Annotated in this window: 16 protein-coding genes; 12 read left to right on the top strand and 4 right to left on the bottom strand. The window is 69.9% G+C overall.

The window, feature by feature from the left end; translation table 11 throughout:
• Window positions 1-65: 65 nt before the first annotated feature.
• Together EHF44_RS02965 and EHF44_RS02960 are read right to left on the bottom strand one after the other, a co-directional pair.
• Window positions 66-260, bottom strand: coding sequence for a zinc-finger domain-containing protein (locus tag EHF44_RS02965; protein WP_029051276.1), 195 nt, complete (start codon window positions 258-260; stop codon window positions 66-68).
• Between the two features lie 46 nt (window positions 261-306).
• Complete coding sequence (locus EHF44_RS02960) at window positions 307-1227, bottom strand: branched-chain amino acid transaminase (protein WP_124682365.1); 921 nt, start codon at window positions 1225-1227, stop codon at window positions 307-309.
• 132 nt (window positions 1228-1359) lie between these two features.
• Between EHF44_RS02960 and EHF44_RS02955 the strand changes: the two genes are divergently transcribed.
• The 5 genes from EHF44_RS02955 (at window position 1360) to EHF44_RS02935 (ending at window position 9035) form a co-directional block, all read left to right on the top strand.
• Entirely contained in the window at window positions 1360-4287 is a 2928-nt protein-coding gene (locus tag EHF44_RS02955; protein WP_124682364.1) for a DEAD/DEAH box helicase, read from the top strand.
• Between the two features lie 587 nt (window positions 4288-4874).
• The gene (locus EHF44_RS02950; protein ID WP_437340326.1) at window positions 4875-6350 is read left to right on the top strand and encodes an amidase; all 1476 of its coding nucleotides are present in this window, start codon (window positions 4875-4877) and stop codon (window positions 6348-6350) included.
• A gap of 30 nt (window positions 6351-6380) precedes the next feature.
• Window positions 6381-7703: an MFS transporter gene (locus EHF44_RS02945; RefSeq protein WP_124682362.1), complete on the top strand. Its 1323-nt coding sequence runs from the start codon at window positions 6381-6383 to the stop codon at window positions 7701-7703.
• Window positions 7704-7917: 214 nt separating this feature from the next.
• The gene (locus tag EHF44_RS02940; RefSeq protein WP_124682361.1) at window positions 7918-8715 is read left to right on the top strand and encodes an AzlC family ABC transporter permease; all 798 of its coding nucleotides are present in this window, start codon (window positions 7918-7920) and stop codon (window positions 8713-8715) included.
• The gene (locus EHF44_RS02935; RefSeq protein ID WP_124682360.1) at window positions 8712-9035 is read left to right on the top strand and encodes an AzlD domain-containing protein; all 324 of its coding nucleotides are present in this window, start codon (window positions 8712-8714) and stop codon (window positions 9033-9035) included. The genes EHF44_RS02940 and EHF44_RS02935 overlap by 4 nt, the downstream gene beginning before the upstream one ends.
• Here the strand turns inward: EHF44_RS02935 and EHF44_RS02930 are convergent.
• Together EHF44_RS02930 and EHF44_RS02925 are read right to left on the bottom strand one after the other, a co-directional pair.
• Window positions 9032-10267: a helix-turn-helix transcriptional regulator gene (locus EHF44_RS02930; protein WP_124682359.1), complete on the bottom strand. Its 1236-nt coding sequence runs from the start codon at window positions 10265-10267 to the stop codon at window positions 9032-9034. The genes EHF44_RS02935 and EHF44_RS02930 overlap by 4 nt on opposite strands.
• A gap of 120 nt (window positions 10268-10387) precedes the next feature.
• Entirely contained in the window at window positions 10388-11494 is a 1107-nt protein-coding gene (locus EHF44_RS02925) for a helix-turn-helix transcriptional regulator (protein ID WP_124684973.1), read from the bottom strand.
• A gap of 359 nt (window positions 11495-11853) precedes the next feature.
• Between EHF44_RS02925 and EHF44_RS02920 the strand changes: the two genes are divergently transcribed.
• The 7 genes from EHF44_RS02920 to EHF44_RS02890 all read left to right on the top strand — a co-directional run bounded on the left by EHF44_RS02920 (window position 11854) and on the right by EHF44_RS02890 (window position 19608).
• Window positions 11854-13050, top strand: coding sequence for a phosphoglycerate kinase (locus EHF44_RS02920; RefSeq protein WP_124682358.1), 1197 nt, complete (start codon window positions 11854-11856; stop codon window positions 13048-13050).
• Between the two features lie 88 nt (window positions 13051-13138).
• Window positions 13139-14584, top strand: a complete 1446-nt coding sequence (pyk, locus tag EHF44_RS02915) for a pyruvate kinase (protein WP_124682357.1) — start codon at window positions 13139-13141, stop codon at window positions 14582-14584.
• A 117-nt stretch (window positions 14585-14701) separates the two neighbouring features.
• A complete protein-coding gene (fba, locus tag EHF44_RS02910; RefSeq protein ID WP_124682356.1) occupies window positions 14702-15766 on the top strand; it encodes a class II fructose-bisphosphate aldolase in 1065 nt (354 codons plus the stop codon).
• Between the two features lie 130 nt (window positions 15767-15896).
• Window positions 15897-16805 (top strand): phosphoribosylaminoimidazolesuccinocarboxamide synthase, encoded by a 909-nt coding sequence (locus EHF44_RS02905; protein ID WP_124682355.1) that lies wholly within the window; start codon window positions 15897-15899, stop codon window positions 16803-16805.
• 17 nt (window positions 16806-16822) lie between these two features.
• Entirely contained in the window at window positions 16823-17320 is a 498-nt protein-coding gene (gene purE, locus EHF44_RS02900) for a 5-(carboxyamino)imidazole ribonucleotide mutase (RefSeq protein WP_124682354.1), read from the top strand.
• 44 nt (window positions 17321-17364) lie between these two features.
• Complete coding sequence (locus EHF44_RS02895; RefSeq protein WP_124682353.1) at window positions 17365-18609, top strand: 5-(carboxyamino)imidazole ribonucleotide synthase; 1245 nt, start codon at window positions 17365-17367, stop codon at window positions 18607-18609.
• A gap of 6 nt (window positions 18610-18615) precedes the next feature.
• On the top strand, window positions 18616-19608 hold the full coding sequence (locus EHF44_RS02890) for an L-threonylcarbamoyladenylate synthase (RefSeq protein ID WP_124682352.1): 993 nt from the start codon (window positions 18616-18618) through the stop codon (window positions 19606-19608).
• Window positions 19609-19617 lie beyond the last annotated feature (9 nt).

Genomic DNA, 19617 nt, shown 5'->3' with positions numbered 1-19617 from the left:
GTCAACGCCCCGGGGCGCGTGCGCGGCCCGGGGCGTGGGGAAGCATTGGCGTCGCGGCGCCGCGGTCAGTGGTGGCCCTTGAGCACGGTGCCCGGCTTGAGCTTGTACACGGTGCCGCAGTACGGGCACTTGACCTCGCCGGTATCCACCACGTCCAGGAAGACGCGGGGATGGTAGTTCCAGGCCGGCGTGTTGCCGGTGGGGCAGTGCAGCGGAATGTCTTCGGCGCCGATCTCGACGACGGTTGCGGTTTGCGTCATGATGTTACGGTTGTCTTGCGGGGAATTCGGGATGGATGGCGCCGGATCAGACCAGCGTCAGCCACTTCTTGTACTTCTCGTCGGTGCCGCCCACGGCTGCGAAGAACGCGTCCTGGACGCGCTTGGTCACCGGGCCGCGACGGCCTTCGCCGATGACGCGGTCGTCCAGTTCGCGGATCGGCGTCACCTCGGCGGCGGTGCCGGTGAAGAACGCCTCGTCGGCGCAGTACATCTCGTCGCGCGTGATGCGCTTCTCGCGCACCTCGATGCCCAGGTCGCGGGCAATCGTCAGCGTGGCGTCGCGCGTGATGCCGTCCAGGCACGAGGCCAGGTCCGGCGTGTAGATCACGCCGTTGCGCACGATGAACACGTTCTCGCCGGAGCCTTCGCTCACGTAGCCGTCGGTGTCCAGCAGCAGCGCCTCGTCGTAGCCCAGGCTGGTGGCTTCCTGGTTGGCCAGGATCGAGTTGATGTAGTAGCCGCTGGCCTTGGCGCGCACCAGCGACACGTTGACGTGGTGGCGCGTGAACGACGACGTCTTGACGCGGATGCCGCGCTCCAGCCCTTCCTCGCCCAGGTAGGCGCCCCAGGGCCAGGCGGCAATGGCCACGTGGATCGTGTTGCCCTTGGCCGAGACGCCCAGCTTTTCCGAGCCGATCCAGACCAGCGGGCGGATGTAGCACGACTCCAGGTTGTTGGCGCGCACCACCTCGCGCTGGGCGGCTTCGAGCGTGGCCTCGTCGAACGGCATCGCCATCTGGAAGATCTTGGCCGAATTGAACAGGCGGCGCGTGTGCTCCTTCAGGCGGAAAATCGCGGTGCCGTCCGGGGTCTTGTAGGCGCGCACGCCCTCGAATACGCCCATGCCGTAGTGCAGGGTGTGCGTCAGCACATGAATCTTGGCGTCGCGCCATTCAATCAGCTTGCCGTCCATCCAGATCTTGCCGTCGCGATCTGCCATCGACATGGTCGTCTCCCCGTCACCAACAAAAGTCGTAAAGGCGCCATTGTAAGCCGGGGGGCCTTGTGTGCCAACGCGGGGTGGCGTGCGCGCCGTTCTACAATCGCACGTTCCCTGTCCCGACCATCCGCGCCGTTCGTGTCCCATTCCCCGCCCAGCCCCCCCGACTCCGACGTGCCGGACGGCGACGACCGCTGGCGCGACGCGCTGGGGGCGCTGGAGGCGCTGGCCGGCGGCGCGCCCGCCCCGGAGCCGGGCGCCGCGCGCCGGCTGGTCTGGGCGCTGACGCTGGGCGCCGACGGCGAGGTGGATGCCATCGAGCCGATGGAGCAGGCGTGGAGCGCGCGCGGCTGGAGCCGGCCGCGCCCCGTGCCGCTGGCGCGCGTGGCCGCCGATGACGCCCTGCCGCCGTGGGATGCCCGCTTGGCCCGGGCCATCCGGCGCGATACCTCCCGCAACCGCCGCCACGTGCTGGACCGCGCCGCCGCGGCGCTGGCGCTGGTCGGCCACCCGGCCGTGGTGCTGGCCCACGCGCCGACGATCCCGATGGAAGTGCTCGAAGCGACGCCCGCGCTGGAAGCCGTGCGCGAGGGCGACCGCTACCTGCTGCGCATCGTGCCGCCGCTGCGCGCCGCGAAGTCGATGGAGGATTTCCTGCCCGCCGCTGCCCGGCAGGAGGCCGAGGCGCTGCGCCACATCACCGTGCTGCAGGACGGCGCCCGCCGGCTGCGCGTGTACCGCTTCACCGCCGCGCAGGCCGAGGCCGCCAAGCTGATGGCCGGCGGGCTGGCCGTGCCCGCCACCGCGCAGGCCCGGCTCGACAGCACGCTGCGGGCGCTGGCCGGGCACTTCCAGATCCATGCCGACAGCTCGGGCGAGGCCCGCGAGCGCGAGCCCGAAACGCGGCTGCGCGCCGAGGTGGCCCCGGTGGGGCGGGGCATCAGCCTGCGGCTGGTGGTCACGCCGCTGGGGCCGCTCGGGCCGCGCCTGGCGCCGGGCCACGGCCGGGCGAAGCTGATGGCGACGCTGGGCGGCGAGACGCTGGTCACCGAACGCCAACTCGACGCCGAACTCGCGCACGTGGCCGAGGTCTTCGACGCGCTACCCCGGCTGGTGCAGCTGGCGCCGGCCAGCGGCGAGCTGGCCTGGACGCTCGACGATCCCGAGGACGCGCTGACGGCCATCGAAACGCTGCCCGGCCTGCCGGGCGTGATCGACCTGGAATGGCCGCGCGGCCGCGAACTGCGCGTGCTGCCGGCCGACCTGCCGCAATTGGCGGTCAGCGTGGAATCGGGCAGCGAATGGTTCAAGCTGGTCGGCGAACTGCACGTGGCCGAGGGGCTGGTGCTGTCGCTGGAAAAGCTCGTGGCGTGGGCGCACGGCCACGCGGGCCGCTTCATCCCGATGGACCACGGCGTGTACGTGGCGCTGACGGCCCAGTTGCGCGACCGGCTGCGCGACCTGGCCGCCGTGGGCGATGGCGTGCGCGACGGCATCCGCGTGCCGCTGGTGGCCACGCCGTGGCTCGACGACGTGCTGGCCGGCGCCGGCGTCGATCCCGACGCGCACTTCCGCACGCGGGTGAAGCGGCTGCACGCGGCGCGCGCGCATGACGCCCCGGCGCCGCCCGCGCTGGCGGCCGAGCTGCGGCCGTACCAGCTGGAAGGCTATCGCTGGATGATGTCGCTGGCCGAGGCCGGCTTCGGCGCCTGCCTGGCCGACGACATGGGGCTGGGCAAGACGCTGCAGTCGCTGGCGCTGCTGGTGGCGCGCGCGCCCGGCGGGCCCGCGCTGGTGGTGGCGCCCACGTCGGTCTGCGGCAACTGGGCGGCCGAGGCGCGCCGGTTCGCGCCCACGCTGACCGTCCATGTCTACGCCGAGGGCGACCGCACGGCCATCGTCGGCGCGGCTGGCGCGGGGGACCTGGTCATCGTGTCGTACAACCTGCTGCAACAGGCGCGCCGCGATTTCTGCGCGCGGGGCTGGCACACCGTGGTGGCCGACGAGGCGCAGTCGTTCAAGAACCCGTCGTCGCGGCGCGCGCAGGCGATGTTCGCGCTGCCGGCCGACTGCCGCGTGGCGCTGTCCGGCACGCCCGTGGAAAACCGCCTGGCGGAACTGTGGGCCGTGATGCGGTTCTGCAACCCGGGGCTGCTCGGGTCGCTGGCCCGCTTCAACGAGCATTTCGCCAACCCCATCGAACGCAACGGCGCCCGCGAGCCCCGCGCGCGGCTGCGCCGGATGATCGCGCCATTCGTGCTGCGGCGGACCAAGGCGCAGGTGCTGGACGAACTGCCGCCGCGCACGGAACTGGTCATCCGCGTCACGCCCGAGCCGGCCGAGGCGGCCCATTACGAGGCGCTGCGCCGCCAGGCGCTGTCCGAGGCCGAACGCGCACTGCTGCGGCCGCGCAAGCCGGCCAGGGCGCGGGCCACGCCGCCCGAGCCCGACGCCCGCATCCACGTGCTGGCGCAACTGATGCGGATGCGCCGCGCGGCCTGCGATCCCCGGCTGGCGACGCCGGAAACCGGGCATCCCGGCGCCAAGGTCCGCGCCTTTGCCGAACTGGCCGCCACGCTGGCCGCCAACGGCCATCGCACGCTGGTCTTCAGCCAGTTCGTCGACTACCTGCAGTTGCTGCGCCAGCCGCTGGACGAGGCCGGGCTGGCCTGCCAGTACCTGGACGGCGCCACGCCCGCCGCCGAACGCACGCGCCGCGTGGCGGCATTCCAGGCGGGCGAGGGCGACGTCTTTCTGATCAGCCTGAAGGCCGGCGGCTTCGGCCTGAACCTGACGGCCGCCGACTATGTGGTCATCGCCGACCCCTGGTGGAACCCCGCCGCCGAAGACCAGGCCATGGGCCGCGCCCACCGCATCGGCCAGCAACGGCCGGTCACCGTCTACCGCCTGATCACGGCCGGCACCATCGAGGAACGCATCGTCGACCTGCATCAAGGGAAACGCGCGCTGGCCGAAGGCGTGCTGGACGCCACCGCCGACGAAGCCACCGGCCGCGAGGCGGCGCTGCTGGATGTGGATGAACTGGTGGGTTTGCTGCGGCGGTAGGGGTTTGGGGGCAGGCGGTGGGATCCGGGACAAGTCGTGGTTGGAACCGCCCGGCCCTCTCCCTAACCCTCTCCCGCAGGCGGGAGAGGGGACTGGCTTGTGGTGATTCGCAAGCGTTCGACTCCCCCAAATCTCCCGCCGGTTCGCTCCCGCAAGACTCCCGAAGTCCGCCGGTTTGCTCCCTCTCCCGCAGGCGGGAGAGGGGACTGGTCTGTGGTGATTCGCAAGCGTTCGACTCCCCCAAATCTCCCCCCGGTTTGCTCCCCTCTCCCGCCTGCGGGAGAGGGGTTGGGGGAGAGGGCCGGCCGCGCCAAATCTGATCGCGGTGCACCAAACGGTATACAACTTTGGCGTCATTGTGGTGCTTGGGAACGGGCGTGGATGGCAGTCATAAACGCTGACCCTCACCCCCGCACCCCTGTCCCACTGGGCGGGAGCGGGAAGCACCCACCCGCTAGCCGGGCTGCCGCAGCGCACACCACCCTGGCATAAATACTGCCTTGTGATTCTCTGAAACCTGAATATAGTATACCGAACCCCGCAAGCCAGCCGACCTGGCCCAAGCCCAAAACGGAGCCCCCGTGACCCTGCCGCCCCCGACTGCCGCCAATCCGTCCGATGCCTGCTGGCTGCCTGCCCATGTCGCCGCCGCGCAACTGGCGCGCCGCGAGACCACGGCGGTTGCGTTGGTGGATGCCTGTCACGCGGCCTGGCAGGCGCGGCATGCGGCGGTCAATGCGATGGTGCTGGCCGATTTCGAGGCGGCGCGCGAGGCGGCGGCGGGCAGCGATGCGCGGCGGCAGGCCGGGCGGACGCGCGGGCCGCTCGATGGCGTGCCGTTCTCGGTCAAGGAGTCGTTCGACGTGGCCGGCTGGCCGACCACCTGCGGTGCGCCGGCGCGGGCCACCCATCGTGCCGCCGCCGATGCCGTGGTCGTCGAGCGCCTGCGCGCGCATGGCGCGGTGCTGCTTGGCAAGACCAACGTGCCGCTGGGCCTGCGGGACTGGCAGACCTACAACGCCGTCTACGGCACCACGCGCAATCCGCACGACCTGTCGCGTACGCCGGGCGGGTCGTCGGGCGGCAGCGCGGCGGCGGTCTGCGCCGGGATGAGCTATTTCGATATCGGGTCCGATATCGGCTCGTCGCTGCGCAACCCGGCCCACTACTGCGGCGTGTTCTCGCACAAGAGCAGCCACGGCATCGTGCCGTTGCGCGGTCATGGCAATGCCCAGGCCGGGTTTGCCGCGCAGGACATCAACGTGGCTGGCCCGGTGGCGCGCAGCGCGCGTGACCTGGAACTGGTGCTGCGGGCCATCGCCGGACCCGACGCCGCCGAGGGCGCCGCGTGGCGGCTAGACCTGCCGCCGTGCGACATCGCCCGGCTCGACGGCTTTCGCGTGGCCGTGCTGCCGACCCACCCGCTGGCGGAGGCCGACGCCGCCGTCAGCGGCGCCATCGAACGGCTGGGCCACTGGCTGGAGGCGGCAGGCGCGCAAGTGGCGTGGCACGTGCGGCCCGATTTCGATCCGGCCGAGCTGTGGCGCGTCTACGTGCTGCTGCTGCGCGCCACGACCTCGCTCTACATGGACGACGCCGCGTTTGCCGACGCCCTGGCGCGTGCCGGGCAGCCCGACAGCGACGATGCCGACTACGCCACGCTGCAGTTCACCGGCGCCGCGCTGAGCCACCGCCACTGGCTGCGGCTGCAGCCCGCGCGCGAGCGCTTTGCCCGCGCCTGGCACCGCTTCTTCGGCGACTACGACGTGCTGCTGTGTCCGGCGGCGTCCACCACCGCCTTTCCGCTCGACGAGCAGGGCGAGCCGTGGCAGCGGTCGATCACGGTCAACGGCCGGCCGTGGCCGCTGACGTCGCAACTGTTCTGGGCGGGCCATTCGGGCCTGTGCGGGCTGCCGTCGACGGTGGCGCCGATCGGGCCGGCCAGCGACGGGCTGCCCGTGGGCGTGCAGGTGGTGGCGGGCCGCTACCACGACCTCACGGCGCTGCGGTTTGCACAGTTGCTGGAGGACGCGGGCTTCGCGTTCCGCGCGCCGCGCATCTGACGATCATCGCTACAAAAGGGGAGGGCGATCATGCTGGACTGGTTCAGGGAGTTGTCGCGCGCGGAGCGCAAGGGGTTCTACGGGGCGTTCCTGGGGCATGCGGTCGACGTATTCGACTTCATGATCTATTCGTTCCTGATCTCCACGCTGCTGGCGCAGTGGGGCATGAGCAAGTCGATGGCGGGCGCCATCGTGACGTGGACGCTGGTGTCGTCGCTGGTGGGCGCGGTGGGCGCCGGGCTGCTGGCCGACCGCTTCGGGCGGGTGCGGGTGCTGCGCTGGACCATCCTGGTCTTCGCGGTCTCGTGCTTCCTGTGCGGCATCGCCAATTCGCCGGAACAACTGATGGTGTTCCGGATGCTGCAGGGGCTGGGCTTTGGCGGCGAATCGTCGCTGTGCATGGTGCTGGTGACCGAACTGATCCGCAACCCGGCGCACCGCGGCAAGTATTCGGGCTTCACGGCCAGCAGCTATTCGTTCGGCTGGGGCGGGGCGGCCATCGCGTATGCCATCACGTTCAGCCTGTTCGAGCCGGAAGTGGCGTGGCGCGTGTGCTTCTTCCTGGGCATCCTGCCCGCGCTGGTGGTGGTCTACCTGCGCCGCAACCTGCAGGAGCCCGAGGTGTTCCTGAAGAGCCGGGCCGAGCGCGGCGCGGTGTCGCCGGGCGCCGACCTGGCGCGCGTGTTCCGCAAGCCGCTGCTGCGCAAGACCGTGCTGTGCAGCCTGCTGTCGGGCGGGATGCTGGGCGCCTACTACGCCATCGCCACGTGGTTGCCCACGTTCCTGAAGACCGAGCGCGGGCTGTCGGTGTTCGGCACCAGTTCCTATCTGGCCGTGACGATCCTGGGGTCGCTGGTCGGCTACGTGGCCGGCGCCTACGCAACGGACCGCTGGGGCCGGCGGCTGACCTACATCGCGTTCGCGGCCGGCGCGTTCGTGATGGCGATGATCTACATGGTGATCCCGGTCTCGAACACGTCGATGCTGTTCCTGGGCTTTCCGCTCGGGGTGCTGATGCAGGGCGTGTTCTCGGGCATCGGGGCGACTATCTCGGAGTCGTACCCGAGCAGCGTGCGCGCCACCGGCTACGGCGTGTCGTACAACCTGGGCCGCGTGATCGGATCGTTCTTCCCGCTGGCCGTGGGCTGGCTCAACAGCGGGCGCACGTCGCTGGCGCTGGCCATCGCCATGGTGGCCGGGGTGGGCTACGCGCTGGTGATGGTGTCGGCCGCGCTGCTGCCGGAGACGTCGGGCATCGACCTGAACCAGGCGGGCGGCGGCGACGACCACGACCCCGAGGCGGCCCGGCAGCCGGCCGTGGCGTCGGGCGCGCCGGCCGGCAAGCTGGCCTGAATGGCCGCCGGGACCCGTCCGGCGAGGGGCGGGGCGCGGCCGTTTGACCTCGATACAACAGTTGCCCGGACACTTTTAAGCTGCTGCTTACCAGCGGCGGTCGCGGGCCTATAATGGCTGCTCCGCCATCGGCCACGCGCGTGCGTGGCCGATGGTCTTTCCTGACGGCAATGCCGCGCCAGACGGCCTGCCGTGCCTCTCTTCTCATCTCGCCATGACACCCCGAACGTCGTCCCCGGTGTGGTTGCGCCTTTGGCTACGGTTTGCCGAGGTGGAGCGCACTGCCTTTCTCGCGGGCGCGCGGTTCTTCGCGCCTTCCCTGCCCGCCGTGTTCTCGTGGGGCCTGGTCACCGGGGTGGCCATGAGCAAGTCGGCGCTGACCGTGCCGGAGGCCATCGGCATGTCGCTGCTGGTCTATGCCGGCTCCGCGCAGCTGGCGGTGCTGCCGCTGTTCGCGGCCGGCATGCCGATCTGGACGGTCTGGCTGACGGCGGCCGTGGTGAACCTGCGCTTCGTGATCTTCAGCGCCGCGCTGCAGCCGCATTTCAACTACCTGTCGGGATGGCGCCGCACGCTGCTGGGCTTCTTCAACGGCGACCTGCACTTCGTCTATTTCATGCAGCGCTATACCGAGCCGGGCCACGTGCCGGGCAAGGAAGGCTATTTCTGGGGCATGGCGCTGATCAACTGCGCCACGTGGCAGGTGTCGTCGATCATCGGCATCCTGCTGGCCAGCCTGTTCCCCGATAGCTGGGGCCTGGCGCTGGCCGGCACGCTGGCGCTGATCCCGGTGATGATCGCCACGATCAACTCGCGCTCGACGCTGATGGCGGTGGTGGTGTCGGCGGTGGTGGCGCTGCTCTGCTTCGACCTGCCGTACCGGCTGGCGCTGGTGCTGGCCGTGGTGGCCGCGATTGCCGCCGGCATGGTCAGCGACGAGATGGCCGCGCGGGCCACGCTGCGCGGCATCCGCGCGCGCCGGCGCGAGCAGCCGACCGGAGACCAGGCATGAGCCATGTGGAGACCTGGGTGGCCATCGTCGGCATGACCGTGGTGACGGTGCTGTCCCGCGCGCTGTTCCTGATGGCCGGCGAGCGCGTGACGGTGCCGGACCGCATCCAGCGCGCGCTGCGCTACGCACCGGCCGCCGCGCTGGCGGCCATCATCCTGCCGGACCTGCTGACCTTCGAGGGGCATTTCACGATCGCGCCGGGCAACGACAAGCTCATGGCCGGCATCGCCGCCACGCTGTGCTACGTGTTCACGAAGCGCATGGTCGGCATGATCGTGGTGGGCATGGCCGTCTACACCGCGCTGCGGCTGCTGGGCTAGGCCGCGTCGCGCGTGCGGCCGCCCGGCTCGGCCAGGATGCTGGCCAGCCGCGTGAGCAGGTGCGCCAGCTGCGCCTGCGTGCTGGTGCTGGTCTTGGTGAAGATGGCCTTCAGCTGCGAGCGTCCGGTCTCGCGCTTGATGCCGAGCTGCAGGCAGGCGTCGGGCAGGCCGATGCCGGTGGTCAGCAGCATCGCCAGCCGGTTCTCGGCCGGGGTCAAGCCATAGAGGTCGCGCAGCACGGCCGGCACCGCGCGGGGCGGCCCCTGGCTTTCGTGGATGGCCACCAGTACCGGCTGGCCCTCCCATTGCGACGGCAGCGAGAGCGACGGCGACAGCGCCACGGCCACGATCTGCGCGCCGCGGCCGTCGGCGCCGGTGGCCTGGATGGCCTGCGCCGGCTGCAGCGAGCCGGGGTCGCATAGCGCGCGCATCACATCGGCAAACGAGCGCGACAGCCGCCAGGCGTGGCCGTTGCCATTTCCGTTGCCATGCCCGCCGATATTCCCGCCGATATTCCCGCCGATATTTCCGCCGATATTCCCATGGTCCGGGCCGTCAGCCGCGCCGGGCACCTCCGAGCTCTCGCCCGGCAGCAGCCGCCGCGCCCAGGGCAGCCCCGCCGCGTTGGACAGCAGCAGCCGGCCCGATTCAGCGAACACCAGCACGCCGAACGGCAGCCGGTTGAGCAGGTCGGCCGACACATGGCCCTGCTGGGCCGCGGCGTGGGTGCGGTCGCGCAGCGCCAGCGCCTCGCGCAGGTGCGGGATGGCCCAGTCCAGCGCGCGGGCGTCGGCTTCCGCATAGCCTTCCTCGCCGGCCGGCCGTTGCAGCGCCAGGTAGATCTCGTGCGTGGGCCGGCGGTCGACCAGGCAGGCCATGACCGACGTCAGCGCGACGTCGTCGAGCGCCTGGCCGCGCAGCGGCGCGTGGCCGGTCTCCATGCCAGGCAGGTCGCGCCGGTCGATCTGCCAGCCGCCCACCGGCAGCACGCCGGCGAACGGCATGCCGCCGTGCACGCGGTACGGCGGCGGCAGGATGGCCAGGTTGTCCGGCGCGCGATTGACCAGATGGCGCACGTGGACGGTCTGGTGCCGGGTATCGAGCACCAGCAGGGACGCCTGGATGCTGCCGCTCCACTTGCACAGCGCGTAGAGGCTGCGTTGCCATGCCAGGGGATCGAGCACCCCCTGGTAGAGACCGCGGATGGTCTCGTGCATGTCACCTTCGGTCATGCAGAAATCCTTTCTTCTAGCTTTTTTGTGTGATGAAACGAGCGCACGCACGCCGGCTGTCGCTCGCGTGGCGCTGTCCGTCGCTGACAGTGTTGACAATGGCCGCCCAATGGCGGGCCGCTAGGCGCCGTGAAGCGTGGTGGCGAGCCTGGTCAGGAGGTGGGTGAACTGCGCCTGGCTGGTGCAGCCGGTCTTCTGGAAGATCGACTTGAGCTGGGTGCGGGCGGTTTCATGGCGGATGCGCATGTGCCGGGCGGCATCGGGAAGACCTTCGCCGGTGGCCAGGCGCGATGCCAGGCGGGTCTCGGCGGGGGTCAGGGAGAACAGGTTGCGGAGCACGGTGTCCAGCAGGACCGACGGGGCGCCGGCCTCGTGCACGACGACCAGCGCCGCGGGTTGTTGCCAGGCCGAGGCAAAGGCGTGCGTGGCGGGCAGCGGCAGCACCAGCACGTCGGCCACGTTGCCGCTGGCGTCGGTGGCGCGGGCGGCCTGGGCGCCCAGCGGGTTGGCCGGGTCGCAGGCGGCCTGCACCATTTCCGGAAACGGGCGCGAAAGCTGCCAGCTGGCCGTCTTGCCGGCCGGATCGAGCCGGCGCGCCCAGCGTTCGCCGGCCATGTTGGCCAGCAGCAGGTGCCGGTCGGGCGTGTAGACGGCCACGGCAAAGTCCATCCGTTCGAGCAGCCGCGCCGACAGCGACGCCATCGTCGACAGCGCCAGCGTGCGGTCGCGCATGGCCACGGCGCTGCGCATGTGCGGGATGATCCAGTCCAGCCGGCGCGTGTCTTCGCCGGAGAACGTGTCCTGCGTCAGCGCGCGCTGCATCGAGAAATAGACCTCGTAGTGCGGCTGGCGCTCCACCAGGCAGGCCACGTACGACCGCAGCTCGAAGCGGTTGAAGAAATCGCGATAGAACGGGTGGCGCGCCATGGCCTGCGGGCCCAGGTCGCGCGCGTCGATGTACCAGGCGCCCGGCACCAGCCGGGGCGCGAAGTCCTTGGCCGGGTCGATGGCCTGGAATTCGTTCTCGTAGGTGGTGAACAGTTCGACCACGGGGTTGACCACCTCGTTGACGGTCACCTGGTCGCGCACGGTGTCCCACACCATCATCGACGCATGCGCGCTATCCGCGATCTCGGTCAGCGTGCGCAGGCTCTGGTGCCACGCTGCCGGATCGAGAACGCCTTCATACAATCCACGGATGGCGCCGTGGATGGCGGACTGCTCCATCTGACTACCCCCTTGCATTTAGCTACTTCAATCCTTCCCGCGTGTCCGTCGCGCACGTCCGGGGAATGGTTGGGCGCCGATCTGTGGCCGGCTGCCGACATCATGTACCAAAATTATCAAAAGTGGTTCGAGTGTCTGACAATGCATACGTTTAGTACATTAACCGTACATTAACCGAAGCGACCGTGCGCCGGGTCGCGAAACACGCCCTACTTCAGGGGGGTCTGCGCCACCGGGGCCTGCCGCGCCACGCCCAGGGCCCGGATGGCCGCAAATTGGCCACCACGATCAGGTAAAATGCCGGCTTCCCCGACTTCTGTGGACGGATGTATGCCGTCCACGTCCCCGCGCTTACCGCCATGACCTCTGTCCTGCGTCTTTCCGATCTCATTTCCCAAGGCAACCTCTCCGGCAAGCGTGTGTTCATCCGCGCCGACCTGAACGTGCCCCAAGACGACGCCGGCAACATCACCGAAGACACGCGGATCCGCGCCTCGGTGCCGGCCATCCAGGCCTGCCTGGACGCCGGCGCGGCTGTGATGGTGACGTCACACCTGGGCCGCCCGACCGAGGGCGAGTTCAAGCCCGAGGATTCGCTGGCGCCCATCGCCACGCGCCTGTCCGAGCTGCTGGGCAAGCCCGTGAAGCTGGTGCAGAACTGGATCGACGGCGTGGAAGTGGCGCCCGGCCAGGTGGTGCTGCTGGAAAACTGCCGCGTCAACAAGGGCGAGAAGAAGAACAGCGACGAACTGGCTCAGAAGATGGCCAGGCTGTGCGACGTCTACGTGAACGACGCCTTCGGCACCGCCCACCGCGCCGAAGCCACCACCCACGGCATCGCCAAGTTTGCCCCGGTGGCCTGCGCCGGCCCGCTGCTGGCCGCCGAGATCGACGCGCTGGGCCGCGCGCTGGGCCAGCCGGCCCGCCCGCTGGTGGCCATCGTGGCCGGTTCCAAGGTGTCGACCAAGCTGACGATCCTCAAGGCGCTGGCCGACAAGGTGGACAACCTCGTGGTGGGCGGCGGCATTGCCAACACGTTCATGCTGGCCGCCGGCCTGAAGATCGGCAAGTCGCTGGCCGAGGCCGACCTGGTGGGCGACGCCCGCGCCATCATCGACATCATGGCCGCGCGCGGCGCGTCGGTGCCGATCCCCGTGGACGTGGTCTGCGCCAAGGAATTCAGCGCCACGGCCGCCGCCACGGTCAAGGACGTCAAGGACGTGGCCGACGACGACATGATCCTGGACATCGGCCCGAAGACGGCCGCCATGCTGGCCGAGCAGCTCAAGGCCGCCGGCACCGTGGTCTGGAACGGCCCGGTCGGCGTGTTCGAGTTCGACCAGTTCGGCAACGGCACCAAGGTGCTGGCCGAGGCCATCGCGTCGTCGAAGGCGTTCTCGATCGCCGGCGGCGGCGACACGCTGGCCGCCATCGCCAAGTACGGCATTGCGGACCGCATCGGCTACATCTCCACCGGCGGTGGCGCCTTCCTGGAATTCCTGGAAGGCAAGACGCTGCCCGCATTCGAGGTGCTGGAGCAGCGCGCCGCAGGCTGATCCGATCGCCCCGGACCGGGCCGGCGGGTTTGCCGGCCGGTCCGCCCGACCCGTCGTCCCCTGAAGCCCCCGAACAGGAAACGCCCGAATGACCCGCTCCACCAAGATCGTCGCCACGATTGGCCCCGCGTCCAGCTCGCTGGACATGCTGACCCGCATGATCGCGGCCGGGGTTGACGTGGTGCGCCTGAATTTCTCGCACGGCACCGCGCAGGACCATATCGACCGCGCCCAGCTTGTGCGCGACGCCGCCGCCGCGTGCGGCCGCGAAGTGGCGATCATGGCCGACCTGCAGGGCCCCAAGATCCGCGTGGGCAAGTTCGAACAGGGCAAGGTCACGCTGAAGGCCGGCGACCCGTTCGTGCTGGATTCGGCCTGCGAGCTGGGCAACCAGGAGCGCGTGGGGCTGGACTACAAGGACCTGCCGCGCGACGTGGGCCCCGGCGACGTGCTGCTGCTCAACGACGGCCTGATCGTGCTGGTCGTGGACCGCGTGATCGGCCGCGAGATCTTCACCACGGTGCGCGTGGGCGGCGACCTGTCGAACAACAAGGGCATCAACCGCCAGGGCGGCGGGCTGTCGGCGCCGGCGCTGACCGCCAAGGACATGGAGGACATCAAGACCGCCATGGCCCTGGGCGCCGACTACGTGGCCGTGAGCTTTCCGAAGAACGCCACCGACATGGAAATGGCGCGCCAGCTTGCCAACGTGGCCGGCCAGCCCCATAACCACAAGGCGCGGATGATCGCCAAGATCGAGCGGGCCGAAGCCATCCGCCCCGGCGTGCTGGAGGAAATCCTCGGCGCGTCGGACGGCATCATGGTGGCGCGCGGCGACCTGGCCGTGGAGGTGGGCAACGCCGCCGTGCCGGCGCTGCAGAAGCGCATGATCCGGCTGGCCCGCGAGGCCAACAAGCTGACGATCACGGCCACGCAGATGATGGAAAGCATGATCGTCAACCCGGTGCCGACGCGCGCCGAGGTGTCGGACGTGGCCAACGCCGTGCTGGACGGCACCGACGCGGTGATGACGTCGGCCGAGACCGCCGCCGGCCGGTATCCCGTGGAAACGGTGGAGGCCATGGCCGCGATCTGCCTGGAGGCCGAGAAGTCCGAGGTGGTGCAGCTCGACACCGATTTCCTGAACCAGACCTTCTCGCGCATCGACCAGTCGATCGCCATGGGGGCGCTGTTCACGGCCTATCATCTAGGCGTGAAGGCGATTGCCGCGCTGACCGATTCCGGCGCCACGGCCCTGTGGATGAGCCGCCACCGGATTCACGTGCCGATCTACGCCATGACGCCCAACCTGGCGTCGCAGCGCAAGATGCAGCTCTACCGCAATGTGGTGCCGCTGCCGCTGCAGTCGAGCACGGACCGCGACGAGGCGCTGGAGCAGGCCGAGGAACTGCTGCTGGCCCAGGGGGCCGTCCAGCACGGCGATTTCATCGTGCTGACGATTGGCGAGCCGATGGGCCAGGCCGGCGGCACGAACACGCTGAAGATCGTGCGGGTCGGCAGCAAGTTCAAGTAGCCCATGACGTCCGATGTGGCGTGGTGCACCGACGGCCCGCCACGGATGCGCGAACCTGCCCGGCGCAGCATCGACAAGAACACCGAGATACCCAAACCTTTCATTCAGGAGCAAGACATGCCACTCGTATCCATGCGCCAGTTGCTGGACCACGCCGCCGAGAACGGCTACGGCCTGCCGGCCTTCAACGTGAACAACCTTGAGCAGGTGCAGGCCATCATGCAGGCCGCCGACGAGGTGAACGCGCCGGTGATCATGCAGGCCTCCGCCGGGGCGCGCAAGTACGCTGGCGAGCATTTCCTGCGCCACCTGATCGAAGCGGCCGTGGAAGCCTACCCGCACATCCCCGTGGTGATGCACCAGGATCACGGCCAGTCGCCGGCCATCTGCCAGGGTGCCATCGACCTGGGCTTCTCGTCGGTGATGATGGACGGCTCGCTCAAGGAAGACGGCAAGACCCCGTCGGACTACGAGTACAACGTGGACGTGACCCGCAAGGTGGTGCAGCTTGCCCACGCCGTGGGCGTGACCGTGGAAGGCGAACTGGGCTGCCTGGGCTCGCTGGAAACCGGCGAGGCGGGCGAGGAAGACGGCATCGGCGCCGAGGGCAAGCTCGACCACTCGATGCTGCTGACGGACCCGGAGCAGGCCGCCGACTTCGTCAAGGCCACCCAGCTCGACGCGCTGGCCATCGCCATCGGCACCTCGCACGGCGCCTACAAGTTCACGCGCAAGCCCACGGGCGACATCCTGGCGATCAGCCGGATCAAGGAAATCCACGCCCGCATCCCGAACACCCACCTGGTGATGCACGGCTCGTCGTCGGTGCCGCAGGAGCTGCTGGAGGAAATCCGCAAGTTCGGCGGCGACATGAAGGAAACGTACGGCGTGCCGGTCGAGGAAATCCAGGAAGCGATCAAGTACGGCGTGCGCAAGATCAACATCGACACCGACATCCGCCTGGCCATGACCGGCGCGATCCGCCGCTTCTTTGCCGAGAACCCGAGCAAGTTCGACCCGCGCGAGTACCTGAAGCCGGCCCGCGAAGCCGCCAAGCTGGTCTGCAAGGACCGCTACGTGGCGTTTGGCTGCGAAGGCCAGGCCAGCAAGATCAAGGCCGTGTCGCTGACCGACATCGCCGGCCAGTACAAGTCGGGCAAGCTCGCCCAGGTCGTGCAGTAACCTGCCGTCCCCGCCGCCCCGCCGCGTGGCCGCCCGATGACGGGCGGGGCGCCCGGGGCGCTACCGTTTGATGGGGCTTCGGCTTGCGCGCGAAGCCCCGCCTGTTTTCCGCCGCACCCGCTTACCAACCATGCCTGACGCCCTCTACGAATCCTCCATCCAGTCCCTGCCGCTGCTCGGCAAGGGCAAGGTCCGCGACAACTACGCCGTTGGCGAGGACAAGCTGCTGATCGTGACGACCGATCGCCTGTCGGCGTTCGACGTGGTCATGGGCGAGCCGATTCCGGCCAAGGGTCGCGTGCTGAACCAGATGGCCAACTTCTGGTTCCGCCGGCTGGCCCACATCGTGCCGAACCACGAGACCGGCGTGACCGCCGAGAGCGTGGTGGCGCCCGAGGAAGTGGCGCAGGTGCAGGGCCGCGCCGTGGTGGTCAAGCGCCTGAAGCCGATCCTGGTGGAAGCGGTGGTGCGCGGCTACCTGGCCGGCAGCGGCTGGAAGGACTACCAGGCCACCGGCAAGGTCTGCGGCATCGCGCTGCCGGCCGGCCTGCAGAACGCGCAGAAGCTGCCCGAGCCGATCTTCACGCCGGCGGCCAAGGCCGAGATGGGCGAGCATGACGAGAACATCTCGTTCGAGGAAGTCGAGCAGCGCATCGGCAAGGAACTGGCCGCAAAGATGCGCGACATCTCGATCCGGCTGTACAAGGAAGCGTCGGAATACGCGGCCACGCGCGGCATCATCATCGCCGACACCAAGTTCGAGTTCGGCCTGGACGCCGACGGCACGCTGACGCTGATGGACGAGGTGCTGACCGCCGATTCGTCGCGCTTCTGGCCGGCCGATTCGTACCAGGTGGGCACCAACCCGCCGTCGTTCGACAAGCAGTTCGTGCGCGACTGGCTGGAGGCCGTGCGCATCGACGGCAAGCCGTGGCCCAAGACCGCCCCGGCCCCCCAACTGCCCGACGACGTGGTGCAGAAGACGGCGGACAAGTACAAGGAAGCACTGACCCGCCTGACCGGCGAGCAACTGCAGTAAGGCGAAGGGCGCGAACGATGACGCAAGCAGCAAAGCCCGTGGTGGGCGTGGTGATGGGCAGCAGCTCGGACTGGGACGTGATGCAGCACGCCGTGGCCATGCTCAAGGATTTCAATGTGCCGTTCGAGGCACAGGTGGTGTCGGCCCACCGCATGGCCGACGACATGTTCCGCTACGCCGAGACGGCGCGCGGCCGTGGCCTCCGCGCGATCATCGCCGGGGCCGGGGGCGCGGCGCACCTGCCGGGCATGATCGCCGCCAAGACGATCGTGCCGGTGTTCGGCGTGCCGGTGCCGTCCAAGTACCTGCGCGGCGAGGATTCGCTGCTGTCGATCGTGCAGATGCCCAAGGGCGTGCCGGTGGCGACGTTCGCGATCGGCGAGGCCGGCGCGGCCAACGCGGCGCTGCACGCCATTGCCACGCTGGCCACCACGGACGACGCGCTGGCCGCCGCGCTGGACGCGTTCCGGGCCAAGCAGACCGAGGCCGCGCGCGCGATGCAGTTGCCGGTGTGACGCCACCCTCCGTTCCAGAATCCGTAGTGACCCAAGCCTGAGCCATGCCGACCGATATCCATCCCTACCTGTCCGAAGCCCATACGCCGGAGTCGCGCGCCGAATTCGGCGTGGACGCGCCTGGCGCGCCCATCCTGCCCGGCGCGTGGCTTGGCATGCTCGGCGGCGGCCAGCTTGGCCGCATGTTCACGCACGCGGCGCAGTCGATGGGCTATCGCGTGTGCGTGCTCGACCCCGACCAGGACAGCCCGGCCGGCAACGTGGCCGACCGCCACATCTGCGCCAGCTACACCGACGAGGCCGCGCTGGCCGAGCTGTCGAAGCTGTGCCAGGCCGTGAGCACCGAGTTCGAGAACGTGCCGTCGATCTCCCTGGACCGACTGGAGCAGGCCGGCGTGTTCGTGGCGCCGCGCGGCTACTGCGTGTCGATTGCCCAGAACCGCATCGGCGAGAAGAAGTTCTTCGCGGCATGCGCCGAGCGCACCGGCGTGCCGCCGGCCCCGCACTGGGTGATCCAGCACGACGCCGACGTGGACAACGTGCCCGACACCGTGCTGCCGGGCATTCTCAAGACCGCGCGCATGGGCTACGACGGCAAGGGCCAGGCGCGCGTGAAGACGCGCGACGACGTGCGCGCCGCCTGGAAGGCGATGCAGCACGTGCCGTGCGTGCTGGAGCAGATGCTGCCGCTGGCCTACGAGGTGTCCGTGCTGGCCGCCCGCGCCGCCGACGGCAGCACCGCCACGTGGCCGCTGGCCGAGAACGTGCACCGCGACGGCATCCTGTTCTCGACGACGATGCCGTCGACGAGCGTGTCCGACGACATCGCCACGCGCGCCCGCGCCGCGGCGGCCTCCATCGCGTCGGAAATGGGCTACGTCGGCGTGCTCTGCATCGAATTCTTCGTGCTGACCGACGGCACGCTGGTGGCCAACGAGATGGCGCCGCGCCCGCACAATTCCGGCCATATCACGATGGATGCCTGCGAGACGAGCCAGTTCGAGCAGCAGGTGCGGGCGATGGCCCGGCTGCCGCTGGGCAGCACACGCCAGCATTCGGCCGGCAAGATGCTGAACCTGCTGGGCGACTGCTGGTTCGAGTTCGGGCTGGAGCGCACGCCGGCCTGGGACGAGGTGCTGGGCCTGCCCGGCGCCAAGCTGCACCTGTACGGCAAGAACGACGCGCGGCCGTCGCGCAAGATGGGCCACGTGAACTGCGTGGGCGAGCACGCCGAGGCGGCGTCCACGTCGTTCGACGCCGCGGCCACGGCGCTGCATATCCCGCTCTGACCGCCGATGTCCGCACGCATGCCCACGGCCGCCGAGCTTGACGAGGCGGTCAGACTCCTGGAAGCGGGCCAGCTCGTGGCCTTTCCGACCGAGACGGTCTACGGCCTGGGCGCCGACGCCGAGAACCCAGCCGCCGTGGCGCGCATCTTCGCCGCCAAGGGCCGGCCGTCGAACCATCCGGTGATCGTGCACGTGGTGGACGGCGGCGACGTCAGCTACTGGACCGACGAGGTGCCCGAGGCGGCCAGCAAGCTGATCGACGCCTTCTGGCCCGGCCCGCTGACGATCATTCTCAAGCGCGCCGCGCATATCCCGGCCGACGTGGCCGGCGGGCAGGACAGCATCGGCCTGCGCTGCCCGTCGCACCCGGTGGCCCAGGCGCTGCTGGCCCGCTTCAAGCGCGGCCGCGGCGGCATCGCGGCGCCATCGGCCAACAAGTTCGGCCAGGTCAGCCCGACCACGGCCGAACACGTGCGCGACGAATTTGGCGGCGATGTCTATGTGCTGGAAGGCGATGGCGTCGACGTCGGCATCGAATCGTCGATCGTCGACCTGTCACGGCTGGACACGGCCGGCCCGGTGCTGCTGCGCCCCGGCGCGATCACGGCCCAGATGATGGCCGACGTGCTCGGCACGGTGCCGCTGCCCCCCGACGCCGCCGCGCCACGCGCCTCGGGCACGCTCAAGGCCCACTACGCGCCACGCACCACCCTGACGCTGGCCACGGCCGACGGGCTGCCAGCCTACCTGGAAGCGTTGCCCGAAGGCGGCCGGCTCGCGTACGTCGGCCAGAAACCGGCCGGCGCGGACCCACGCTGCGTGTTCGTCCAGGCCCCGGCCACGCCGGACGCCTACGCCCAGGCGCTCTACGGTCTGCTGCGCCGGCTCGACAAGGAAGGCTACCAGCGGCTGGTTTTCGAACCAGTCCCGGCAACCCACGAATGGGACGGCGTCCGCGACCGCCTGGGCCGCGCAGCCGCGGCATTCGAGGAACAATAGCTTCGTTTA

Source organism: Cupriavidus pauculus, from assembly GCF_003854935.1.
GTDB classification, from domain to species: Bacteria; Pseudomonadota; Gammaproteobacteria; order Burkholderiales; family Burkholderiaceae; genus Cupriavidus; species Cupriavidus pauculus_C.
Note: the sequence above shows the minus strand (reverse complement) of the source record. Positions and strands in the feature narration are given on the sequence as shown.